This is a genomic window from Sphingomonas rustica (assembly GCF_039652585.1).
GTDB classification, from domain to species: Bacteria; Pseudomonadota; Alphaproteobacteria; order Sphingomonadales; family Sphingomonadaceae; genus Sphingomonas; species Sphingomonas rustica.
The window spans coordinates 118,329-140,494 of the sequence record NZ_JBDIZK010000001.1 but is presented as its reverse complement, the minus strand read 5'-3'; the positions used below and the strand labels follow the sequence as shown (position 1 = coordinate 140,494).

22 protein-coding genes are annotated in these 22,166 nt (G+C 67.5%); 15 read left to right on the top strand and 7 right to left on the bottom strand.

What is annotated here, in order from left to right; translation table 11 throughout:
• Nucleotide 1 precedes the first annotated feature (1 nt).
• From TPR58_RS00640 to egtD, 3 genes are all read left to right on the top strand, one after another.
• Nucleotides 2-574 (top strand): cob(I)yrinic acid a,c-diamide adenosyltransferase, encoded by a 573-nt coding sequence (locus TPR58_RS00640; RefSeq protein ID WP_346244667.1) that lies wholly within the window; start codon nucleotides 2-4, stop codon nucleotides 572-574.
• Between the two features lie 75 nt (nucleotides 575-649).
• Nucleotides 650-1,921, top strand: coding sequence for an ergothioneine biosynthesis protein EgtB (gene egtB, locus TPR58_RS00635; protein WP_346244666.1), 1,272 nt, complete (start codon nucleotides 650-652; stop codon nucleotides 1,919-1,921).
• Complete coding sequence (egtD, locus tag TPR58_RS00630) at nucleotides 1,922-2,893, top strand: L-histidine N(alpha)-methyltransferase (RefSeq protein ID WP_346244665.1); 972 nt, start codon at nucleotides 1,922-1,924, stop codon at nucleotides 2,891-2,893.
• Between the two features lie 4 nt (nucleotides 2,894-2,897).
• Here the strand turns inward: egtD and TPR58_RS00625 are convergent, their stop codons facing one another.
• Nucleotides 2,898-3,869 (bottom strand): DUF1176 domain-containing protein, encoded by a 972-nt coding sequence (locus tag TPR58_RS00625; protein WP_346244664.1) that lies wholly within the window; start codon nucleotides 3,867-3,869, stop codon nucleotides 2,898-2,900.
• A gap of 51 nt (nucleotides 3,870-3,920) precedes the next feature.
• Nucleotides 3,921-4,964 carry a DUF1176 domain-containing protein gene (locus tag TPR58_RS00620; RefSeq protein WP_346244663.1) on the bottom strand — a complete coding sequence of 348 codons (1,044 nt, stop codon included), beginning with the start codon at nucleotides 4,962-4,964 and terminating at the stop codon, nucleotides 3,921-3,923.
• Nucleotides 4,965-5,029: 65 nt separating this feature from the next.
• On the opposite strand from TPR58_RS00620, the gene TPR58_RS00615 reads away from it, so the two are divergent.
• Nucleotides 5,030-5,899, top strand: coding sequence for a 3-hydroxybutyryl-CoA dehydrogenase (locus TPR58_RS00615; RefSeq protein WP_346244662.1), 870 nt, complete (start codon nucleotides 5,030-5,032; stop codon nucleotides 5,897-5,899).
• Between the two features lie 48 nt (nucleotides 5,900-5,947).
• On the opposite strand, the gene TPR58_RS00610 is transcribed toward TPR58_RS00615, so the two are convergent.
• Nucleotides 5,948-7,213, bottom strand: coding sequence for a NupC/NupG family nucleoside CNT transporter (locus tag TPR58_RS00610; protein WP_346244660.1), 1,266 nt, complete (start codon nucleotides 7,211-7,213; stop codon nucleotides 5,948-5,950).
• Between the two features lie 160 nt (nucleotides 7,214-7,373).
• Between TPR58_RS00610 and TPR58_RS00605 the strand changes: the two genes are divergently transcribed.
• From TPR58_RS00605 to TPR58_RS00575, 7 genes are all read left to right on the top strand, one after another.
• Entirely contained in the window at nucleotides 7,374-8,051 is a 678-nt protein-coding gene (locus TPR58_RS00605; RefSeq protein WP_346244659.1) for a queuosine precursor transporter, read from the top strand.
• Between the two features lie 123 nt (nucleotides 8,052-8,174).
• Complete coding sequence (gene argB, locus TPR58_RS00600) at nucleotides 8,175-9,074, top strand: acetylglutamate kinase (RefSeq protein WP_346244657.1); 900 nt, start codon at nucleotides 8,175-8,177, stop codon at nucleotides 9,072-9,074.
• Nucleotides 9,075-9,179: 105 nt separating this feature from the next.
• Nucleotides 9,180-9,470, top strand: coding sequence for a YggT family protein (locus tag TPR58_RS00595; RefSeq protein ID WP_346244656.1), 291 nt, complete (start codon nucleotides 9,180-9,182; stop codon nucleotides 9,468-9,470).
• Between the two features lie 7 nt (nucleotides 9,471-9,477).
• Complete coding sequence (locus tag TPR58_RS00590; RefSeq protein ID WP_346244655.1) at nucleotides 9,478-9,789, top strand: DUF167 domain-containing protein; 312 nt, start codon at nucleotides 9,478-9,480, stop codon at nucleotides 9,787-9,789.
• Nucleotides 9,786-10,661 carry a bifunctional methylenetetrahydrofolate dehydrogenase/methenyltetrahydrofolate cyclohydrolase FolD gene (gene folD, locus TPR58_RS00585; protein WP_346244654.1) on the top strand — a complete coding sequence of 292 codons (876 nt, stop codon included), beginning with the start codon at nucleotides 9,786-9,788 and terminating at the stop codon, nucleotides 10,659-10,661. Before TPR58_RS00590 ends, folD begins: the two co-directional genes overlap by 4 nt.
• 1 nt (nucleotide 10,662) lies before the next feature.
• On the top strand, nucleotides 10,663-11,268 hold the full coding sequence (locus TPR58_RS00580; RefSeq protein WP_346244653.1) for a Cif family virulence factor: 606 nt from the start codon (nucleotides 10,663-10,665) through the stop codon (nucleotides 11,266-11,268).
• The gene (locus tag TPR58_RS00575; RefSeq protein WP_346244652.1) at nucleotides 11,265-11,906 is read left to right on the top strand and encodes a MarC family protein; all 642 of its coding nucleotides are present in this window, start codon (nucleotides 11,265-11,267) and stop codon (nucleotides 11,904-11,906) included. Before TPR58_RS00580 ends, TPR58_RS00575 begins: the two co-directional genes overlap by 4 nt.
• A 13-nt stretch (nucleotides 11,907-11,919) precedes the next feature.
• Here TPR58_RS00575 and TPR58_RS00570 read toward each other — a convergent pair.
• Nucleotides 11,920-12,677, bottom strand: a protein-coding gene (locus tag TPR58_RS00570) for an IS5 family transposase (protein ID WP_346244651.1) whose coding sequence is annotated in 2 segments (ribosomal slippage) — nucleotides 11,920-12,356 and nucleotides 12,356-12,677 — 759 coding nt in all. Because the reading frame shifts where the segments join, the coding sequence is not laid out codon by codon here.
• 28 nt (nucleotides 12,678-12,705) lie between these two features.
• A complete protein-coding gene (locus TPR58_RS00565) occupies nucleotides 12,706-14,613 on the bottom strand; it encodes an AcrB/AcrD/AcrF family protein (RefSeq protein WP_346244650.1) in 1,908 nt (635 codons plus the stop codon).
• A 64-nt stretch (nucleotides 14,614-14,677) separates the two neighbouring features.
• On the opposite strand from TPR58_RS00565, the gene TPR58_RS00560 reads away from it, so the two are divergent.
• On the top strand, nucleotides 14,678-15,094 hold the full coding sequence (locus TPR58_RS00560) for a GtrA family protein (protein ID WP_219994149.1): 417 nt from the start codon (nucleotides 14,678-14,680) through the stop codon (nucleotides 15,092-15,094).
• A 1-nt stretch (nucleotide 15,095) separates the two neighbouring features.
• On the top strand, nucleotides 15,096-15,827 hold the full coding sequence (locus TPR58_RS00555; protein ID WP_346244649.1) for a class I SAM-dependent methyltransferase: 732 nt from the start codon (nucleotides 15,096-15,098) through the stop codon (nucleotides 15,825-15,827).
• Between the two features lie 12 nt (nucleotides 15,828-15,839).
• On the opposite strand, the gene TPR58_RS00550 is transcribed toward TPR58_RS00555, so the two are convergent.
• Both TPR58_RS00550 and TPR58_RS00545 read right to left on the bottom strand, forming a co-directional pair.
• A complete protein-coding gene (locus tag TPR58_RS00550) occupies nucleotides 15,840-16,916 on the bottom strand; it encodes a glycosyltransferase family 2 protein (RefSeq protein WP_346244648.1) in 1,077 nt (358 codons plus the stop codon).
• Nucleotides 16,917-16,945: 29 nt separating this feature from the next.
• Entirely contained in the window at nucleotides 16,946-18,742 is a 1,797-nt protein-coding gene (locus tag TPR58_RS00545) for a DUF885 domain-containing protein (protein ID WP_346244647.1), read from the bottom strand.
• A gap of 179 nt (nucleotides 18,743-18,921) precedes the next feature.
• On the opposite strand from TPR58_RS00545, the gene TPR58_RS00540 reads away from it, so the two are divergent.
• Together TPR58_RS00540 and TPR58_RS00535 are read left to right on the top strand one after the other, a co-directional pair.
• A complete protein-coding gene (locus TPR58_RS00540; RefSeq protein ID WP_346244646.1) occupies nucleotides 18,922-21,102 on the top strand; it encodes a TonB-dependent hemoglobin/transferrin/lactoferrin family receptor in 2,181 nt (726 codons plus the stop codon).
• 13 nt (nucleotides 21,103-21,115) lie between these two features.
• Nucleotides 21,116-22,093, top strand: a complete 978-nt coding sequence (locus TPR58_RS00535; RefSeq protein ID WP_428835676.1) for a DUF6607 family protein — start codon at nucleotides 21,116-21,118, stop codon at nucleotides 22,091-22,093.
• Nucleotides 22,094-22,166 lie beyond the last annotated feature (73 nt).

Sequence of the window (22,166 nt, the reverse complement as noted above, 5' to 3'; positions counted from 1 at the left end):
CGTGGTAAAGCTCAACAAGATCTACACGCGCACCGGCGACGACGGCACCACCGGCCTCGTCGACGGATCGCGCGTCGCCAAGTCCGATCCGCGGATGGCGGCGATCGGCGATGTCGACGAGGCCAATTCGGCGATCGGCGTCGCGCGGACGCATCTCGATCCCGATGGCGCGTTCGACCGGATGCTGGCGCGCATCCAGAACGACCTGTTCGATCTCGGCGCCGATCTGGCTACCCCGCTGGCGGGCGACCAGAGCTATGCGCTGCGCGTCACCGCCGCGCAGGCCGAGTGGCTCGAGGGCGCGATCGACCGGATGAACCTCGATCTCGAGCCGCTGCGCAGCTTCGTGCTCCCCGCGGGGGAGCCGGCCGCGGCGGCGCTGCATCTCGCGCGGGCGATCACGCGGCGCGCCGAACGCTCGGCGGTCGCCGCCAGCGCCGCGTCCGATATCCGGGCCGAGCCGCTGATCTATCTGAATAGACTGTCGGATTTCCTGTTTGTCGCGTCGCGCGCGGTGAACAAAAACGGGGGCGGCGACGTTCTATGGGTGCCAGGGGCATCGCGGGCAGGCTGATCTCCTTGATTCACTCCGGGACCGTTCCGATCTCGGATTGACTTGACCGGATGCGACCCGGAAAAGGAGAACGTAATGCGAACGAACCCTCTTCCGGTCGATGCCGCCCTATCGACCCGCTTCCGCCAGGTTCGCGGGCTCAGCGTCGATCTGGCGGCGCCGCTGTCGGACGCCGACGCGACGATTCAGTCGATGGACGATGCCTCGCCCGCCAAATGGCATCTCGCGCACGTCACCTGGTTCTTCGAGACGTTCGTGCTGCGCGATCACGTGCCCGGCTACCGGCTGCACGACGAACGCTGGCCGTTCCTGTTCAACAGCTATTACGAGGCCGAGGGGGTGCGCCACGCCCGGCCCAGCCGCGGCATGCTCTCGCGGCCCAGCCTCGACGAGGTGCTGGCCTATCGCCGCGCGGTCGATGCCGCGCTGCTCGACGCGCTGCCCGGCCTTTCGCCCGAGGGGCAGGCGCTGGTCCAGCTCGGCTGCCATCATGAGGAGCAGCATCAGGAATTGCTGCTGACCGACATCCTCCATCATTTCTCGGTCAATCCGCTCCAGCCTGCGGTCTGGCCCGGCGATCCGAAGGTGCCGGTGGCGATGCCGGGTCCGATCGGGTGGATCGAGGGGGTCGTCGGCGACGTCGAGATCGGCCGCTCGATTGTGCAGAACTCGCAGGATTTTTCCTACGATTGCGAGGGACCGCGACACCGAACCGTGTCGCATCCGCACGCGATCGCGGACCGTACGGTAACCAATGGCGAATGGGCGGCGTTCATCGCCGATGGCGGCTATCGCACCCCCACCCACTGGTTGTCCGACGGCTGGGCCTGGGTCCAGGCGCAGGGGATCGAGGCACCGCTATACTGGCAGCGCGACGGCAATGGCGAGGGCTGGACTCGCTTCGGCCTGGACGGTCGCCGGCCGATCGATCCCGCCGCGCCAGTCACGCATATCAGCTTCTTCGAGGCGGACGCCTATGCCAGCTGGGCGGGCGCGCGCCTGCCGACCGAGTTCGAATGGGAGGCGGCGGCCGCTGCCCATGATCCCGCGGGCGGCAACCAGCTCGACAGCGCCGGCGCGGTCGAGCCGCGGCCCTCGACCGGCGGCCCGGCCTTTTTCGGCGACGTCTGGGAGTGGACCGGCAGCAGCTACCGCCCCTATCCCGGCTTCCGCGCGGCGGAGGGTGCGGTCGGCGAATATAACGGCAAGTTCATGAGCGGGCAGTTCGTGCTGCGCGGCGGCAGCTGCGCCACGCCGCGCGGCCATGCCCGCGCCAGCTACCGCAACTTCTTCTACCCTCATCAGCGCTGGCAGTTCACCGGCCTGCGCCTCGCCAAGGATCTCTGAATGCTGAAACAGGAAGCCGAGGACGGCCAGGCCAGCCTGGTCGATCCGAATTTCCGCGCCGATGTGCTCACCGGCCTGTCGGCGCGCCCGCGCGCGATTCCGGCGCGCTGGTTCTACGATCGCCGCGGGTCGGAATTGTTCGAGGAGATCACCCAGCTCCCCGAATATTATCCCGCCCGCACCGAAACCGCGCTGCTGCGCGAGGTCTGTCCGCGGCTGGGCATCGCCCCGGGCGCGGCGGTGGTCGAGTTCGGGTCGGGATCGTCGGTGAAGACGCCGACGCTGCTCGCCGCGATCGATTCCGCCGCCTATGTGCCGATCGACATTTCGGGCGACTTCCTGCGCCAGTCCGCGCGCGAGCTGGGCCAGGCCTTTCCCGGCCTGCCGGTCCATCCGGTCGAGGCCGATTTCCTGCGCCCGGTGCCGCTGCCGGCGCAGGTCGCCGACCTGCCCAAGCTGGGGTTCTTTCCCGGATCGACGATCGGCAACATGAACGCCTGGCACGCGGTCGACCTGCTCCGGGCGATGCGCGAATGGCTGGGCGAGGGTGCGCAGCTGCTGATCGGCATGGACCGGGTCAAGTCGCCCGACGTGCTGGTCCCAGCCTATGACGATGCGCAGGGCGTGACCGCGGCGTTCAACCTCAACCTGCTCGAGCGGATCAACCGCGAGCTGGGCGGTACGATCCCCGTCGATGCGTTTCGCCACCGCGCGATCTGGAACGCCGATGCGGCGCGGATCGAGATGCATCTGGAAGCGCAGCGCGACGTGGCGTTCGAGGTCGACGGCCGCCCCTTCGCGATCGCCGCGGGGGAGACGATCCACACCGAGAACAGCCACAAATACGGGCCCAATGGCGGCCGCATGCTGTTGCGGGCGGGCGGGTGGACGCCGGTGCGCGAATGGACCGATCCGGACGACTGGTTCGCGCTGATCCTGTGCGAGGCCCAGCCGATCCGGCGCGCGCCCTAGGCGTTCAGCGCCAGATCGGATCGGCGCGGTAGCTGGTGAGCCAGACGCCCCCGCGCCAGCACGCGCCGAGCTCGTTCGACAGGGTCTGGCGGAAGCGCTCGCCGTCCCAAACCCAGATATGGGCGTTGCCGCAATCGCCGGTATTGTTGCGCACGCTGCTGACCAGCTCGCCGTTCGACCATTCGTAGTTGGTGATGCCGACGACCCCGGCCGCTCCCTGGTCGTCGGGCGTGCGGTCGAACCGGGCAGGGGTCGCCCGACCGTCGCGCACCAGGAAGGCGAGGTGCTGGGTATTGGTCGCACCCGCCACGCACGGGATCATCGCCAGCGTCGTGCGCGAATCGAGCCGGTGATAGCCCGTCGTCATGCCCCCCGGACGACAGCCGGCCAGGCCGGGCAGCCCGCGCAGGGCGGATGCCGACAGCGGCCGCGTCGCGGTGCGCGGCGGGCGGAGCGCGGCGATGCGCGGTAGCGGTTGCGACGCGGGAACCCAGGACGCGGGCCGGCGACCGCGCGCCACCAGTGCGGTGACGCCGTCGGCACGCCCCTGCTGGTCGTCGATATGGCGCAGCATCGCTGCCGATCCGATCAGCGATACGGTCGCGACGACCTGCCGGTTCGATCGCAGCGTCAGCACCCGGCCGCTCGCCATCGCCCGGGCCAGCCCCTCGGCGGTCGCGCCATTGACCCGCACGGTGTCGCCGCGCTGGGTCGCCGTGGTGAGCAGCCGGTCGTCGATGAGAATGTCGACGAGTCCGGTCAGCCGCGCCGCCGGCCAGAATTCGATATTCATCATGCCCGTCGGCCCCGGCTCACGCGAGAGCCGCATCTCGCGGTAACTGTCCACGTCCCGTCCGGCGGGCTGAAGTGCCGTCGCCTCGCACCGCGCGACATTGTCGCAAGTCACGGCCCAATTGCCGTACAACTTCTCGCCGGCAGGTTGTGCGGCGAGGGCGAGCATCATGGTAAACAGCATGACAGCTGTCATTACGGCGCGCTATTTTCCTGTCGATAGTCAGAAAGTGACCTATTTCGGGACAGTATTGGCCCGCAGGGTGCGGAGCCAGTTGGCCGAGCCGCGACAGTCGGGCATGTCACGCTCCTCAATTTGGCGAAAAATACTGCCGTCCCACACGTAGCTGGCGGAACTTCCGCAATCGCCGACCCCGCGGCCCTTGGAACGGCTGCCGAGAATGCCCGTCTTCGAGTCGAACCAGGCATTGATCAGCGCGGGCGCATCGCCCGCCGCCCCGGTGTCGTCCGGGGACGAATCGAACCCGGCGATCTCGGCCTTTCCGCCGGCGAGGATATAGGGAACGCTCGGCACATTATAGGCGGCCCGGCCGCACGGCAGCAGCGCGAGCGTCTTGCCGCCGCCCAGCGCGAAGGTGTCGACTTCCGGCAGGGAGCCGACGTCGCCCTCGAACTCGGCACCGCACCCGCTCTCGGCATCGAGGCGCTCGCGCAGGGCCCGGTCCATCCGCTCGGGGGTGCCGGACGGGCGGATCGAGCGGATGGTCGCAATCGGCGGGGGCGCCGGTACCGACGCGGCCGGCTTTCTGCCTGTGGCCACGATCGCGGTCACGGTGCCGGCCCGGCCCTGGCCGGCATCGATGAAGCGCAGCGCCGCCGATGCACCGCTCAGCGATACCGTGCCGACCGCGGCGCCTGACGCGTCGGCCACCTCGATCGTCTTGCCGGCAACCATCGCGCGGGCGATGCGCAGCGCCGGGTCGCCCTCGAACCGCGCGCTGTCGTTCCGGACCGCCTGCGAGGCGAGTGAAACGCCATCGATGCGCAGCGACAGCGTCCGCCCGTTGCAATTCGGCAGTTCGAGCAGCACGGTGAGCGCGCCGCCGGCGCCCGGCAGGCGCCCGAGCGAGACGAAGACGTCCTGATAGGCTTCGTTACCCTCCTCGCCCTCGGGCAGGAGCGAGGTCATCTCGCAAGAGGCGCCATTGTCGCATCCCACCGCCCAGTCGCCGAAGATCTTCACCGTGCGATCCGGCTCCGATGCGCCGGGTGCCGCCTGGGCGGAGGCGAGGACAAGCATGAGCGGGAAGATCGGCACGGGGCTGCTCCTAGCGAAACCGGGTTGCAGCGGTTAGAGGCCGCAAAACCTTTGGAGAGCAAGCGATGAAGACAATTGGCGTGATCGGCGCAGGACAGATGGGTGCGGGCATCGCCCAGGTTTCCGCCCAGGCGGGCTATCGCGTGCTCCTGAGCGATGTCGACCAGGCGCGCGCCGAGGCTGGCAAGGCGGGCATCGCCAAGCAGCTGAACCGCGCGGTCGACAAGGAAAAGATCACCGCCGGCGATCGCGACGCGGCGCTGGCGAATATCGAGCCGGTCAACGACGTCTCGGCGTTCGGACCGTGCGATCTGGTGATCGAGGCCGCAACCGAGCGCGAGGCGATCAAGCGCACGATCTTCGAGACCGTCGGCAAGGTGCTGCGCGACGACGCGATCCTGGCGAGCAACACCTCGTCGATCCCGATCACGCGGCTGGCGCAGGCCTCGCCCGATCCCGCGCGGTTCATGGGCGTGCATTTCTTCAACCCGGTGCCGGTCATGGGGCTGATCGAACTGATCCGCGGGCTGGCCACGTCGGACGCGACCGTCACCGCGGTCGAGGCCTATGGCAAGACGCTGGGCAAGCGGATCGTCCACGCCAATGACGCGCCGGGCTTCATCGTCAATCGCGTGCTGTTGCCGATGCTGAACGAGGCCTGCTTCGCGCTGGGCGAGGGCGTCGCGACGATTTCGGACATCGACGCCGCGGTGCAGCTGGGCCTGAACCACCCGATGGGGCCGCTGACGCTGGCCGACTTCATCGGCCTCGACACCTGCCTCGACATCTGCCGCGTGCTGTTCGAGGGCACCGGCGATCCCAAGTTCCGTCCGGCGCCGCTGCTGATCAAATATGTCGAGGCGGGCTGGTTCGGTCGCAAGACCGGGCGCGGCTTCTATGACTATTCGGGCGCCGAGCCCGTGCCGACCCGCTGAGGCGCCTGCCTCCCCCAGGCCGGAGCCCGGGGGAGGCGACGATCAAGGTCAGGACAGCAACAGTCCTGCCAGCGCGGCGCTCATCAGATTGGCGAGGCTGCCGGCGACCAGGGCGCGGATGCCCAGTTTCGCGATGACCGGGCGCTGGTTGGGTGCGAGGCTGCCGGTGGCGGCCATCTGGATCGCGATCGACGAGAAATTGGCGAAACCGCACAGTGCGAAGGTGACGATCGTCACGGTGCGCTGCGACAGGTCGGGCAGCTTGGCGAGCTCGGCGAACCCGACGACCTCGTTCACCACCATCTTGGTGCCGAACAGCCCGCCGGCGATGCTCGCCTCGTTCCACGGCACGCCCACCAGGAACATCAGCGGCTGGAAGATCCAGCCGAGGATCAGCTGGAAGCTGAGGCCGGGATAGCCGAACCAGCCGCCGATTCCGCCGAGAATGCCGTTGGCGAGCGCGATCAGCGCGACGAAGGCAAGCACCATCGCGCCGACCGCGACCGCGATCTTGACGCCGGTCGTCGCCCCCGAGGCCGCCGCCATGATAATGTTGGCAGCGCGCTCTTCCTCGATATCGTGTTCGACCGCCTTGATGACCTGGTCCTCGGCGGGCTGGTCTTCGAGCGGCAGCTCACCGGGCTTTTCCGCCAGATCGGGCATCATGATCTTGGCCATCAGCAGGCCGCCCGGGGCGGCCATGAACGACGCGGCAAGCAGATAAGGCAGCGCCTCGGGTTTCAGGAAGCTGGCATAAAGGGCGAGGATCGTGCCGGCGACGCCGGCCATGCCGACGGTCATCACGGCGAACAGCTGTGACGGGGTCAGGCGCGACAGATAGGGGCGGATGACGAGCGGTGATTCGCTCTGGCCTACGAAGATGTTGGCCGCCGCGCACAGCGATTCGACCTTGGTCACGCCGGTAACGAATTCGATCGCGCCGCCGACCCAGCGGATCACGACCTGCATGACGCCCAGATGATAGAGGATCGACACGAGGCTGGCGAAGAAGATGATCACCGGCAGCGCGGCGATCGCGAAGCTGGTGCCGCCGCTTTCCGGCCGGGCCAGCGGCCCGAAGACGAAGCGCGTGCCTTCATCGGCATATTTCAGCAGCGCAGTGACGCCGGTGGCCATCCCCTCGAGGATCGTCCGGCCGATCGGCACGTAGAGGACGAGCACGGCGATGCCGGCCTGGAGCGCGAAGGCGGCCCCGACCACGCGAAGGTTGATCGCGCGCTTGTTGCTCGACAGAAGGAACGCGATGGCGAGGATCGCGAAGATCCCCAGAATACCGATCGGAAAACCGTTCACGCGCACGTGTCTCCGAAGCCGAACCGATTGAAGCGCATGTAATGGAATCCCCTGAACAGGCCGGACAGCTTGGCGGTCGGGCGCGGCATTGGCAAGCCGTTGAAGCACGTAGTGACGTCCGGGGGTTTTACCGCGCGGGCAATCTCGCTAGCGTCGGGCGATGGATACCCAATCGCCCGCGGTCCCGCGCTCGCTCTTCGTGCTTTCGATCTTCTATGGCGGGATGGTCTGCATCGCCGGTGTCCTCGGCAACAAGCAGGTGTCGCTGGGTCCGGTGTCGCAGATCGGAACCTGGGTCGGGGTGGGGCCGCTGGCGGTCGAGGCGGGCATCTTCGCCTTCCTGCTGCTGGTCGCGGTATCAAGTGCGGTGGCCGAGCTGCACGGGCGGCGAACCGCCAACCGGCTCGTCATGTTCGGCTTCATCCCGCTGATCTTCTCGATTCTGCTCTCGCTGCTGGTGCTGTCGCTGCCGGCGTCGTCGCACATGGAGCCGGCGCGGCTGAACGCGTTCGAGATGATGCTGGGCGGCACGCCGCGAATCTGGGCCGGCGGGATCGTCGCCTATGGCATCTCGCAGCTGCTGAACGTCACGATCTTCAGCGCGCTCAAGAGCGGCCGGGGCACGCTGCTTTGGCTGCGCTCGGCGGTGGCGGGCGTGCTCAGCCAGATCGTCGACACGCTGATCTTCATCAGCATCGCCTTTTACGGCGTATTCCCGATCGGCGAGCTGCTGGTCGGACAGATGGTGGCCAAGGTGGTCCTGTCGATCGTGCTGATCCCCGCGCTGATCTACCTGTTCGTCGGCATCGGCCGGGCGCTGGGCACCCGGCCTTCCTGAGCCGACGGGGCCGACCGAATTCCTCTACCTTCCAGAAGGGGAACAGGACTCGATCTTGATGGGGTGACGCCGCTTGTGCCGTAACCGTTGCTGTCGCTGGCGTGCGGCCCTAATAGGCCGGCCATGACGAACCACGCACCCGATCCGGCGCTGCTTGCCAAGGCCGAGACGCTTATCGAAGCGCTGCCCTATCTGCACCGGTACAAGGGCGCGACCTTCGTCGTGAAATATGGCGGCCACGCGATGGGCGATCCCGAGCTGGCGCGCGATTTCGCCGAGGACGTGGTGCTGCTGAAGGCGGTCGGGATCAACCCGATCGTGGTTCATGGCGGCGGCCCGCAGATCGGCGCGATGCTGAAGCGGCTGGGCGTCGAGTCGCAGTTCGTCGGCGGCCTGCGCGTCACCGATGCGGAGACCGCGCGCATTGCGGAGATGGTCCTGGCAGGATCGATCAACAAGGAAATCGTCGGCTGGATCGGCGAGGCGGGCGGCCGCGCGGTCGGCATTTCGGGCAAGGACGCCAATCTGGTGACCGCGCGGAAGGTACAGCGCGACGAGGCCGACACGCTGCAGGGGATCGAGCGCCATGTCGACCTGGGGTTCGTCGGCGAGCCGGTGGCGGTCGATCCGCTGATCCTGACCACGCTGGCCGGGCAGGGGTTCATCCCGGTGGTCGCGCCGATCGCGCTGGGCGCGGATGGCCACACCTACAACATCAACGCCGATACGATGGCCGGCGCGATCGCCGCCGCGTGCCGCGCGTCGCGATTCTTCCTGCTGACCGATGTCGCGGGCGTGCTGAACAAGTCCGGCGAGCTGATGACCGACCTGGATCCGGCGGGGATCGAGGCGCTGAAGGCCGACGGCACGATCTCGGGCGGGATGATCCCCAAGGTCGAGACCTGCGTGAACGCGGTGAAGTCCGGTGTCGACGCGGCAGTCATCCTCGACGGCCGCATCCCGCACGGCATGCTGCTGGAAATCTTCACGCGGCGCGGCGCGGGCACGCTGGTCCACGCTTGAATTCAACCGGACCATGACCATGTGTCGTAGTCGAATACAACACCTTGTCGGCGCGGGCGGCTTTCCGCTAGGTTCGCGAGACCGGGATGTCACTGGAGACCAGATTTGCTCGCCCTGATCCAAATTCTTCAGATCCTGCTGAACGTCCTTTGGTGGATCATCTTCGTTCAGGTCATCCTGTCGATCCTGATCTCGTTCAACGTCGTCAACATGCACAACGACTTCGTCCGCTCGCTCTATACCGGGCTGGAGAAGCTGACCGACCCGCTCTACCGCCCGCTGCGGCGCATCCTGCCTGACACGCGGCCGCTGGATTTCGCGCCGATGGCGGTGCTGGTCATCATCCTGATCCTTCAGACGGCGATCATCCCCGCGATCGCCCGCGCGGTTCTTTAACCGCGCAATGTCCGGGCGGGGGCCGTGGCGCGTGCGGCCCGACGGGATCGAGATACACGTCCGGGTGACGCCGCGCGGCGGGCGGGACGCGTTCGCCGCCGGGACCGACGAGCATTTCGCGGTCCGGCTGGCCGCCGCCCCGGTCGAGGGCGCCGCCAATGCCGCGCTGGTTCCGCTGGTCGCCAAGGCATTCGGTCGTTCCAAGCGTGACGTGACGCTGATCGCCGGAGAGACGGCGCGGGTGAAGCGATTACGCGTCGCCGGCGATCCCGAGACGCTGGCGGCGCGGGCCGCAAGCTTCTATGGGACTGCGCCATGAGCGCAGAACTGATCGACGGAAAAGCCTTTGCTGCGGGCCTGAGGGCGCGTGTCGCACAGCAGGTCCCCGCCTTTGCGGCAGCCACCGGCCGGGCCCCCGGTCTGGCGGTGGTGCTGGTCGGCGAGGATCCGGCCTCGGCCGTCTATGTCCGGTCCAAGGGTAAGATGACCTGTGAGGCGGGCATGGAAAGCTTCGAGCATCGCCTGTCGGCCGAGACGAGCCAGGAGGAGCTGATCGCGCTGGTGGACCAGCTCAATGCCGATCCCGCGGTCGACGGCATCCTGGTGCAATTGCCGCTGCCTGGCCATCTCGACAGCGAAGCGGTGCTGCTGCGGATCGATCCGGACAAGGATGTCGACGGCTTCCACCCGTTCAATGCCGGGCGGCTGGCCACCGGGCTGCCGGGCTTCGTCCCCTGCACCCCGCTCGGCTGCCTGATGCTGCTCGAGGATCGGCTGGGCGACCTGACCGGGCTGGACGCGGTGGTGATCGGGCGCTCGAACATCGTCGGCAAGCCGATGGCGGCGCTGCTGACCGCGAAGAGCTGCACCGTCACCCTGACCCATTCGCGCACGCGCAACCTGCCGCATTATCTGGCCCATGCCGATATCGTCGTCGCCGCAGTCGGCCGCGCCGACTTCGTGAAGGGTGAATGGCTGAAGCCGGGCGCAACGGTGATCGACGTCGGGATCAACCGCGTCGATGGTGCGCTGCGCGGCGATGTCGATTTCGCCGGCGCGGCATCGGTCGCGGGCGCGATCACGCCGGTTCCCGGCGGGGTGGGGCCGATGACCATCGCCTGCCTGCTGCGCAACACGCTGGTCGCGGCGCATCGGCGCGAGGGCGTGGCACTCGACGAAGACTCGATCTGAGATGATGACACTGGCGCTGCTGCTGATCGCCGCCGATCCGGAGACGGCGGTCGAGGCGGAGCGCGCCTTTGCCCAGGCGGCGCAGACCGATGGCCAATGGACCGCGTTCCGCCGCTATTCGACGCCTGACGCAGTGATCTTCACCCCGCAGCCGAAAAAGGCGCACGAGGCGCTGCCGAAGAAGGATCCGCCGAACGCGATCGAATGGTGGCCGGCAGAAAGCTATGTCGCATGCGACGGCAGTGCGGCGGTGAATACCGGGCCGTGGAAGCTGCAGCAGAGCCAGGGATTTTTCACGACCATCTGGGTCCGTCAGGCCGACGGGCATCACAAATGGGTCTATGACGGTGGCGATGCATTGACGACGCCGCGCCTGCGGCCTGCGGAACCCAAGGTGCGAGTCGCCACATGCGCCGATACGCCGATCTCGCGGGCGCAGGACCCCGTTGATCCCTCGGTCGTCAGCGACGGCGGCGAATCGAGCGACGGCACGCTTGCCTGGATGTGGCAGGTCGCGGCGGACGGCAGCCGCTCGCTCGACGTTTATATGTGGAACGGGCAGGATTTCGAGTCCGTCATCCAGGACCGGGTGGGGGCTCCGAAATGATCGAACTGTTCGTCTCTACCTTCATTACCCTGTTCGTCGTTATCGACCCGCCGGGCTGCGCGCCGATCTTTGCCGGGCTGACCCAGGGCGCGACCGCTGTTCATCGCCGGGCGATGGCAGTGCGCGCAGTGCTGGTGGCGGCGGCGATCCTGCTGGTCTTCGCGCTGTTCGGCGAGGCGCTGCTGCGCGCGCTGGGCATCAGCCTGGAAAGCTTCAAGATCGCCGGCGGCATCATGCTGTTCCTGATCGCGCTGGAAATGGTGTTCGAGAAGCGCACCGAACGCCGTGAGGACCGCGCCGAGAAGATCAAGGCGGAGGAAGTGACCGACGTCTCGATCTTCCCGATGGCGATGCCGATGATCGCCGGCCCGGGATCGATCGCGTCGATCATGCTGCTGATGTCGCAGAACAGCGGCACCGGGCGCAGCGTCGTCGTGCTGGCGGCGCTGGTCGTGATCCTGGCGCTGACTTTGGCCGCGCTGCTTGCCTCGACTGCACTGATGCGGATCGTGGGCGCGAAGATCGAAGCGGTGATCTCCCGCCTGCTGGGCGTGCTGCTGGGGGCGCTGGCGGTTCAGTTCGTCATTGACGGGATCCGGGCAAGCCTGGTTGCGGGGCGCGCGGCGGGCCTGCACTAGCGCGGATCGACATTCAACGTAACCAGATCATGGCGGCGGCGAGATGGATAAAGCCGGCGAAGTGGATAGAGCGACGATCATATCGTGTGGCAAAGCGCCGGAAATGCTTGAGGCGGCCAAAGCATCGTTCGATGCGGTTGCGGTGTTTGTAGGCGATTGGGTCATGGGGGATGGCGACTTTTCGGGAGCGGTTTGAGGGGATGACGGCCTCGGCGCCCATCTCTGCGATGATGGCGCGTAAGGCATTGCTGTCATAGGCTTTGTCGGCAAGCACGGCATTGCCGCTCTGCCCCTGGAGCAGAGCCGGGGCCTGGGTGATGTCGCCGGTTTGGCCAGGCGTGAGGATGAAGCGCAGCGGGCGACCGAGCGCGTCGGCCAGCATGTGGACCTTGGTCGTCAGTCCGCCTCTGGAACGCCCCAGCGCCTGGTCGCACGCCCCCCTTTTCCGGTCGCCGCATGCTGGTGTGCCCGGACGATCGTGCTGTCGATCATCAGATAGTGATTGTCCCGGTCGGCGGTCAACGCATCGAATACCCGTTCCCAAACGCCGGCATGGCACCATCGGCTGAAGCGGCGATGGACGCTCTTCCACTTCCCATAGCGCTCCGGCAGGTCGCACCAATGCGCGCCAGAGCGCAGCACCCACAAACATCCGTTTACGAACAATCGGTTATCGGTGCCCGAGCGCCCCGGATCCGCCACCTTGCCAGGTAACAGCGATGCTATCCGTTGCCACTGCGCATCGCTCAGTTCGTACCGCTTGACCGACATCACTTGCTCCGCGTCTCAACACGGATGCCTATGAATCAGCGATCAGCCCATTTGGGAATCCCGAATGTCGATCCGCGCTAGGCGTCGCCGACGGAGCCGGACGCTTCCAGTCGGGTTCAGGGCCGTTGGGCATGGCATAGTCGATCCGCCACAAGCGGTAAGGCGCGCCCTTGGGAAGCTGCACGGGAATCAGCCAGTCAGGCACGTAACCGCGGGCGAGCTGGGCGTAGAAACCCTGCGGCGCGCGCGCGCGGTAGACGGTCGTTTCCGCCAGATTGGGGCAGATCAGCAGATATTGCGCGCCATGCGCCCTGGCGATCGGGCGGAAGCCGGCGGCGGTGCCGCCAAAGGCGTGATGCACGTCGAGGATCGCGCGGCCGTTGCGATGGTAGGGGCCGGCAATGCCGCTATGCGCGGTCATGGTGATCAGTCGCGGCCCAAGATCGACATGGGTGAACAGCACCGAGGGCGGGATCGCCCGCAGCATGTTCATCGAGGTGGCCCGCGCGCAGGCGGCGCTTGCCTGGTTGGAACGATTGACGCCGGCCTTGCTGGGCTTGGCCGCGTCGCGCGGGAGATATTTGAGCGCAAAGCCGGCGAACAGGCCCGAAACCAGCAGGAAGGCAAGCACCGAGCCGATGATCCGCACCGCCATCCAGCGCTGACGCAGGCACCAGGGGACGATGATCCACACCAGGGCGGTCGAGCCCGGGACGCTGAGCAGCTGGGCCGCGGGTCCTGCGCGAATCTGCCAGAGGAGCATCAAGCCGGCAAAGGCGGTGAACAGGGTAATCGCCGCCCAGCCGACCAGTGCGTCGCCATGGCGCGCGCGCCAGGTGGCCACTGCGGCGCCGATCACCCCGATCACCGGCAGCGCCGCAATCGGAAAGGCCGCGTCGAACGCATGGCGATAGATCGGCCGCGCTTCCCGCACATTGTCGAGCCAGACGCGCTGGAGTTCGGGCGACACGCCTTCGGGCCGGCCGAGGCATTGCGGGAACAGGCCGGCGAACCCGCCCGCGATTGCCGCACCGACCAATGCGGCCAAGCCAAGCCGGACCCAGCGATTGGCCGGGTTGATCCACGCCAGCGCGAACAGCGATCCGCCCGCCGCCAGCATCACGGTCAGCCAGACCGGAGTCAGCGCGTCGCAGCGCATCGCCATGTTGGCGTAGGAGGCGAAGGCGGCGAACCCGCCCGAACAGCCGGCGGCCAGGGTCAGGCCATAGACCTGCATCCGCCGCACATCCTCGCGGTCCCAGATCCAGCGCAGCGCGATGATCGCCCCGGCCATCAGGCAATAGGGCAGCATCTCCAGCCCGATGTTCAGCGATACCGCGCTCGACAGGCCGACCGTCGCGCCGCCGCGCGCCCGCGCCGGGTCGGCCAGGCCCGCGACGGTCATCGCCAGGCAGGCAAGCTGCCAGCCATGATGGTCGATGCGCATCGGCGCGAACATCATCAGCGTCGACGTGCAGCCCATCAGGACGATGAAGGCGATCGGCCAGCTGATCGGCGCGACGAGGCGGCGCACGGTCAGCCCGACGCCGAGCATCGCGATCGACAGCGGCAGCAGCGGGGCGATGCCGCACGCCCATTTCTCCGCCGCCGCGGTGCCGATGAACGGCTGGAGCAGCAGGATCAGCCCGGCGATCGGCAGGTCGACGATCCGCGACCAGTGGATGTTGAACCCGCCAAGCGCCGGATCGAGCCGATAGTTGGTCAGGTCGTACCAGCCCTGGCCCCCCAACCAGGCGCGGACCTGCATCAGCCGCATATTGTCGTCGGTATCGCCCAGCGCGAGCCAGTAGATGTTTCCCTGGCGATCCCACAGGAACCACAGGACCACCGCCACCCAGCAGAGCAGCCCCCAGGTCAGCCAGTTGCGATCGAGTTCCTGGTCGAGGCGGAAACCGCCGGATGTGCCGAGCTTCAAAACTGCTTCCCTTAAATCGGCCGACGCTTTACCGCGCGCTCGCGCCAAGAGGCAAAGGCAAACAGTGACTGCACTCATTAGACGGGTCGAAACGCTGCGCGACAGCGGCGTGCTCGGCCAGCTGATCCGCTTCGCAATCGTCGGCGGGCTGTCGACGGTCGTCTATGCCGCGGTCTACTGGCCGCTGGCGACCTATGTGATCCCGCCGGTGCTCGCGTCGGTTGCCGGTTTCCTGGTCGCGGTGATCTTCGGCTGGGTCTTTCACAGCCGGTGGAGCTTCAAGGGGCACGAGGCCGATGGCGGCGTCGGCACCCAGTCCAAATTCTTCCTGGTCCAGTCGGCCGGCATGGCGATGAACGCCGGCTTCACCTGGGTGTTCACCGGGCCGCTGCACCAGCCGACCTGGGTGCCCCTGCTGCCGGTGATCTTCATCACGCCGCTGATCACCTTCGCGCTCAACCGCTATCTGGTATTCAAGTAACATGGACCGCATCGTCTACGACCGCATGGCCGCGCATGATTCCACCCATTGGTGGTACCGCGCCCGCCGCGACATCCTGGCCGACTATCTGAAACGCTACGGCCAGCTGCCCGCCGATGCGAAGGTGCTCGAGATCGGGTGCGGCACGGGGCACAATCTGCCGATGCTGGCGCAGTTCGGCGAGATCGACGCGATCGAGATCGACGATACCGCGCGCGCCTTTGCCAGCGAACGGCTGGGCAAGCCGGTCGGCAGTTCGCCGCTGCCCGAGCTGACGGGCGTGCAGCCGGGAAGCTACGACCTGGTCGCGGTGCTCGACGTGGTCGAGCATGTCGAGGACGATGTCGCGGCGCTTGCGGCGATGGCGAAGCTGCTGAAGCCGGGCGGCAAGATCCTGATCACCGTGCCGGCGCATCAGTGGATGTGGAGCGCGCACGATGTCGTGAACCACCACAAGCGCCGCTATTCCAAGGGAACGCTGACGGCGGCGCTGGCCAAGGCGGGGCTGGGGTGGACGAAGCTGCGCTGGTTCAATTCGCTGCTGTTCCCGGCCGCGGTCGCGGCGCGGGTGGCGGGGAGGCTGACCGGCAAGGACGACAGCGACGATTCGCCGCCGCCCAAGGCGCTGAACACCGCGTTCGAGGCGATCTTCCGCATCGAGCGGCATCTGCTGGGCCGCGTGCCGATGACGCCGGGCCTGTCGATCATCGTGCTCGCCTCGCCCAGGGGCTGAGGCACGCCGGCCTCAGCGCGGCGTGCGACGACGGGGATCGGGGAGCGGCGGGATCGTCGAGGCGGCGGCGGGCTCGGACGGGGTCGGGCTCGGGTCGAAATGCTGTGCCTCGTCGCTATCCTCGAACCGGTAGCCGAGCCGGGCGTGACCCTTTACCGGGCCGGCGACGTCGGCGACCAGATAGAGCGGGCGGCGCTTCGATTCGACATAGAGGCGGCCGAGATATTCGCCGATCATGCCCAGCACGAACATCTGCACCGCGCCGAGGATGACGACGACCAGCATCGTCGAGGTCCAGCCCTGGATCACGCTGCCGGTCAGCCAGGCGATGGCGATGTAGAGGATCAGCAGCACCGACGCTGCGGTCAGCGCCAGGCCGACATGGCTGGCGAAGCGCAGCGGCGCGGTGGAGAAGCCGGTGACCGCGTCCAGCGCGAAGCGGATCATCTTGCTGAGCGGATATTTGCTCTCGCCGGCATGGCGTTCCTGCCGGTCGTAGAGAAACGGCACCTGGCGGAAGCCGACCCAGGCGACCATGCCGCGGATGAAGCGCGCCTGTTCGGGCAGCGACAGGAAGGCGTCGAGCGCGCGGCGCGTCATCAGGCGGAAGTCGCCGGTGTCGAGCGGGATCGGCGTGTCGGTGACCCGGTCGAGCACCCGGTAGAAGGCGGCGGCGGTCGCCAGCTTGAAGAAGCTCTCGCCGTCGCGCTTGCGGCGCACCGCATAGACGACGTCGGCCCCCTCCGCCGCCATCGTCGCGCGCATGTCGGCCAGCAGTTCGGGCGGGTCCTGAAGATCGGCGTCGATGATCAGGATTTCCTCGCCCGAGCACAGGTCGAGCCCGGCCGTCAGCGCGAGCTGGTGCCCGTGATTGCGCGACAGGTTGATCGCCACCAGGTGCGGATCGCCTTCGGATAAGCGCTGCATCACCGACCAGCTGCCGTCGCGCGAGCCGTCATTGATCAGGACGATCTCGAAATCCTCGCCCACCGCGTCGCGCGCCGCTGCCGAGACGCGCGAATGCAGCATCTCGAGGCAGGCCTCTTCATTATAGCAGGGGATGACGACGGAAAGTCTGGGCCGTTTCATGGGCCGCGCTCCTAACGATTATTGCGGCGTCATGCGAGCGACTTCGCACGTTCCTCGACCAGCCGTTCCAGGATCGTCAGCGGGACGGCACCCGAGCGGATCACTTCGTGGAACTGCTTGAGGTCGAACCGGTCGCCGGCGATCGCCCTGGCCTTCTCGCGGGCGCGCACCCAGCTGATATGGCCGATCTTGTAGCTGCAGGCCTGGCCGGGCTGGGTGCAATAGCGCTCGACCTCGCGTTGCGAGCGCGGCTGGGCGAAGCCGACCGTCTTCACCATGTAATCGGTCGCCTGCTCGCGGCTCCACCGCTTGGTGTGGATGCCGGTATCGATCACCAGCCGGGCAGCGCGGAACAGGAAGGACTGGAGATAGCCGGCGCGCTCCAGCGGACTGGCATAGGCACCGAGTTCGTCGGCGACCTGTTCGGCATAAAGCGCCCAGCCTTCGCTATAGGCGCCGAAGAAGGTGGTCTTGCGGATCAGCGGCCCCTCCGCCTCCTGCGAGGTCGAGATCTGCAGGTGGTGGCCGGGATGGCCCTCGTGATAGGTCAGCGAGGGCAGGGTGTATTTCGGCCAGTCGCCGACGCTCTTGAGGTTGATGAAGTAGATTGCCGGGCGCGAGCCGTCGAGCGCGGCGCGGCGATAATAGCCGTTGGAAGCGCCGTCCTGGATCTCGACCGGAACCGCGCGAATCTCGAGCGGCGCCTTGGTGACGTTGAGGAACGCCTTGGGCAGCAGCGACGTGACGTGCGCCAACCCCTGGTTCAGACCCTCGAGCAATTCCGCGCGGCCCTGCGCCGTGTCGGGATAGAGCTGTTCGGGGCGGACGTTGAGCGCGGTCAGCCGCTCGGCGACCGATCCCTGGGTGAAGCCCTGCGCCTTGAGGATCGTGTCGAGCTCGGCGGTGATCTGCGCCACCTGCTCCAGGCCCATGCGGTGGACCTCGTCGGCGGTGAATGTGGTGGTGGTCGAGCTTTCCAGCGCGGCGGCATAGATCGCCTCGCCCTGCGGGATGTCCCAGATGCCCGCGCTGGTCCGCGCCTTGGCGCGCAGCGTGCGGATCAGCGCCAGCTGGCGGTCGAGCGCGGGATAGACCCGCGTCTCGACGATCTTCGCGGCACGGTTGCCCCAGTCGCCGGGGATATCCCTGGTGCGGCGGACCAGCGACTGGGCCAGGCCGCTCTGCGCGGCGGCGGGCCGGCGCAGCGCCTCCATCTGGCCGATCGTCAGCTCGAGCGCGAAGTCGGGTGCGACCACGCCGCGCGCGGCCTCTGCCTGTTGCTGGCGGGTTTCCTGGTCGAGCACGGTGGCGAAAGCGTCGAGCCGGCTCAGATAGGCCTCGGCGTCGGCGGCATTGGTGACCGTATGCGACGAGTTCAGGAAATCGGGCATCGAGAAATAGGCACCGCCCTGCTGGAAGATGGTGAAGGGGCGCACGGCCGAATCGAGGCCGAATTTCTCGGGCGCGACGGTCCGGCCCTTCAGCGAATAGAGCACCACTTCGCGATCGAGCTTCGCCTGATCCGACAGGCCGTCGGGGCCGATCGCCTCGATCGCGGCGATGCTCTTGCGCAACTGGTCGAGGCTGGCCCTGCGTGCTTCCGGCGTGCGCGGGCTGAGCTTCGACTTCAGCCCCGCATCGACGCCCTTGTCGAGGCCGAGGCTGGTTGCGCTTTCGGGCGAGAGCAGCAGCGATCCTCGAAAGGCGGCATCGAACGCCGCGTTCAGCGCGGCATCGCTCGCGCCGGTCGCGGCACGCGCCGCATAGGGAAACAGGCCGAGCGCGGCGACTGCGCTGGTGCTGTGCAGGAAGAAGCGGCGGTCCACGCAAAAGCCTTTCGATTGTCGATGGATAGGACCCTAGCGCTTCGCCGTGCCGGCACAAGGCGGGGTGTGCGCCCCGCCATTGGCGCGCCGATCCACCCGCTCGCAGCCTTGACGATCGCCCCCGCAAGCGCCTAACCGGCAGATAATGCGAATCAGTCGCATTATCGAGAAGGGTGGAAATGAACATCGGGGAACGAGTGAAGCTGCTGGCCGGCGCCGGCATCGTCGCGCTGACGGCAGCGCTGCCGGGCGCGGCGCAGGCGCAGGATATGGCGAGTGCGGGCGAGACGGGGCAGATCACGGTGACGGCGACGCGGATTCCTGTCGCGACGCAGGACGCGCCCGCCACGGTCAGCGTGATCGACGATCGCCAGATCGCGGACGAACTGGCTACCGACATCAAGGACCTGGTGCGGTTCGAACCCGGTGTCAGCGTCCCTCGTGGGCCGACCCGCTTCGGCGCGGCGCTGGGCGTCACCGGCCGGGCGGGAAATGAAGGCTTCATCATCCGCGGCATCGGCGGCAACCGCGTCCTGATCCAGGTCGATGGCGTCCGCGTGCCCGACGGCTTCACCTTCGGCGCCCAGGCGGCGGGGCGCGGCGACTATGTCGATCTGGGCCTGATCAAGTCGGTCGAGATCCTGCGCGGACCGACCTCGGCGCTTTATGGCAGCGACGGGCTGTCGGGCGCGGTGAGCTTCATCACCAGCGATCCGGCCGACTTCCTGCGCGACGGCAACAGCGTCGGCGGGCTGGTGCGTGCAGCGTACAGCTCCGCCGACAGTGAATTCGCCGAAACCGCGATCCTGGCCGGTCGCTCGGGCGACTGGTCGGTCATGGCCGCCTATACGAGGCGCGACTATAACGAGCTGGAGAACCAGGGGACGGTCGGCGGGCGCGGTGCCGCGCGGACCATCGCCAACCCGCAGGACGGCCGGTCGAATGCGGCGCTTGGACGGATCGTCTGGGAGCCCGGTACTGGCCACAGGTTCAGGCTGACCGGCGAATATCTCGACACAAGGCTGGATACCGATGTCCAGACCGGCCTGAGCAGCACGGTCGACCTGCTCCAGGCGCGCGACACCGGCAAACGCACCCGCATCGCGGCGGACTGGAGCTGGCAGGGCGCGGGCCTGGTCGAATATGCCCGGCTCGCCGCCTTCTGGCAGGATGCCGAGGACGTGCAGTTCACCGACGAGGATCGCACCCCCGCGGCGGATCGCGAGCGGCTGAACACGTTCGAGAATCGCGTCTATGGCGCGTCGGGCGAAGTGCGGTTGGCACCGGGCAATGGCATGAAGCTGCTGTTCGGTGGCGACCTCAGCTTCACCGACCAGAAGGGGCTGCGCGACGGTGTCCTGCCGCCGGCGGGCGAGGTCTTCCCGACCCGCGCCTTTCCGGAGACCGACTATATGCTCGCCGGCCTGTTCGCGGCGGGCGAGGTCGAGGTGGGACCGCTGACGCTGTACCCGGCGCTCCGCTTCGATGCGTATGATCTCAAGCCGGAGAAGGATCCCCTGCTGCCGGCCTTCACCGGTGCGCAGCAGGACGGCCAGCGCGTCTCGCCCAAGCTGGGCGCGGTGCTGAAACTGGGCGACCATGTCCGCCTGTTCGGCACCTATGCCCATGGGTTCAAGGCGCCCGAGCCGGGACAGGTGAACCAGTTCTTCGAGAATATCGCCTTTGGCTATACCTCGCGGCCCAACCCGAATCTGGGCCCCGAGACGAGCAGGAGCATCGAGGGCGGCGTGCGCTTCGCCTTCGACTGGCTCAATGTCGACCTGACCGCGTTCCACGCCGATTTCGACGACTTCATCTCGCAGGAAGTGGTCGGCGGCGGTTTCACCCCGGCCAATCCGGCGATCTACCAGTTCGTCAATCTCGACCGCGCCGAGGTCAGCGGCGCGGAAGCGCGGATCCGCGCCACTGCAAGCTGGGGCCTGACCGCCAACCTGTCGATCTCCTGGGCGAAGGGCGAGGTGACCGATCCCGACGGCTCGCGAAGCTCGCTGTCCACGGTCGATCCGCTGAAGGTCGTCGCCGGCCTCGGCTATCGCGATCCGGCCGGGCGTTTCGGCGGCCAGCTGATCGCGACCCATGCCGCGCAGAAGGAAGAGGGACAGACGCGCGGTGTCTGTGCGACCGCCTGCTACCGGCCCGGCGCGTTCACGATCCTCGATGCGACCGCCTTCTTCAAGGTGACGCGGGACATCACGGTCCGCGCGGGCGTCTTCAACCTCTTCGATCGCAGATACGCGATGTGGAACGACGTCCGCGGCCTGGCCGACAGCTCGACGATCAAGGACGCCTATACCCAGCCCGGCCGCAATGCGAGCGCCTCGCTGAGCTTCCGGTTCTGAAGAGGAGGGGACAATGAAGCATCATTTCATCCGGGCCGCGGCGCTTGCGTGGCTGGTCATTCCGGCAGCCGGCATGTCGGCCGCGGCGCAGACGACGACAACGGCGCCCGTCGCCTCCTATGAGGTGGACCGGGCCGACATCCTGGCAATGGCGGGCAATTACAAGGTCCGCTTCGACATGCAGGAATCGACCGCGTGGCGGGCCGACTACACGCCGATCGAGGCCAAGGTGTCGGGCGGACATGAAAGCGTCCGCGTGATCGAGGACAGCGGCCGCCGCATCTCGCTCCAGCACCTGCTGGTCATCGAGCACGAGGGCAAGACCCATGTGATCAAGCATTGGCGGCAGGACTGGGAGTATGAGCCGGCGCGGGTGCTGGTCTATTCCGGGCCGGACAGCTGGACCTGGCGTGCGCTGAGCGATGCCGAGCGCAAGGGCAAATGGTCGCAGACCGTGTGGCAGGTCGACGACAGCCCGCGCTATGGCGGGGTCGGGGCCTGGACGACGGTCGGCGGCGTGCGGCGATGGGAATCGGACGGCACCTGGCGTCCGCTGGCCCGACGCGACGCAGTACGCGGCCCGGTCTATGACCGCTATTACGGCATCAACCGCCACCAGATCGCGCCCGCCGGCTGGATCCACTGGCAGGACAATATCAAGATGGGTGAGTTCGACGGAGCGCTGAAGCCTGTCGTCCAGGAGTATGTCCTGAACAGCTATACCCGGTTCGAGGCGTATCCGTCGAAGGCTGCCGACGATTACTGGGCGGCGACCAAGGGCTATTGGGCGGCGATCCGCGCGGAATGGACCCGGATCGGCGATGCCAAGAACGGTATCCGCATCACCGAGGCGGCGGAGGCCGGAACCGTCATCGCCAGCCGCCTGCTGGAGATCGCCGACGAGGTCCAGTCAGGCAAGATCAAGGAAGCCGACGCGATCCGCACTGCACGCGCGCTGATGGATCAGGCGACCCGCGCCGCCGGGCAATAGGTTCGACCCCGAATCGAGCCCCCTGGGCCGCCGTGTCGGATGCGCCCGATGCGGCGGCCTTCTTTTTTCGCGA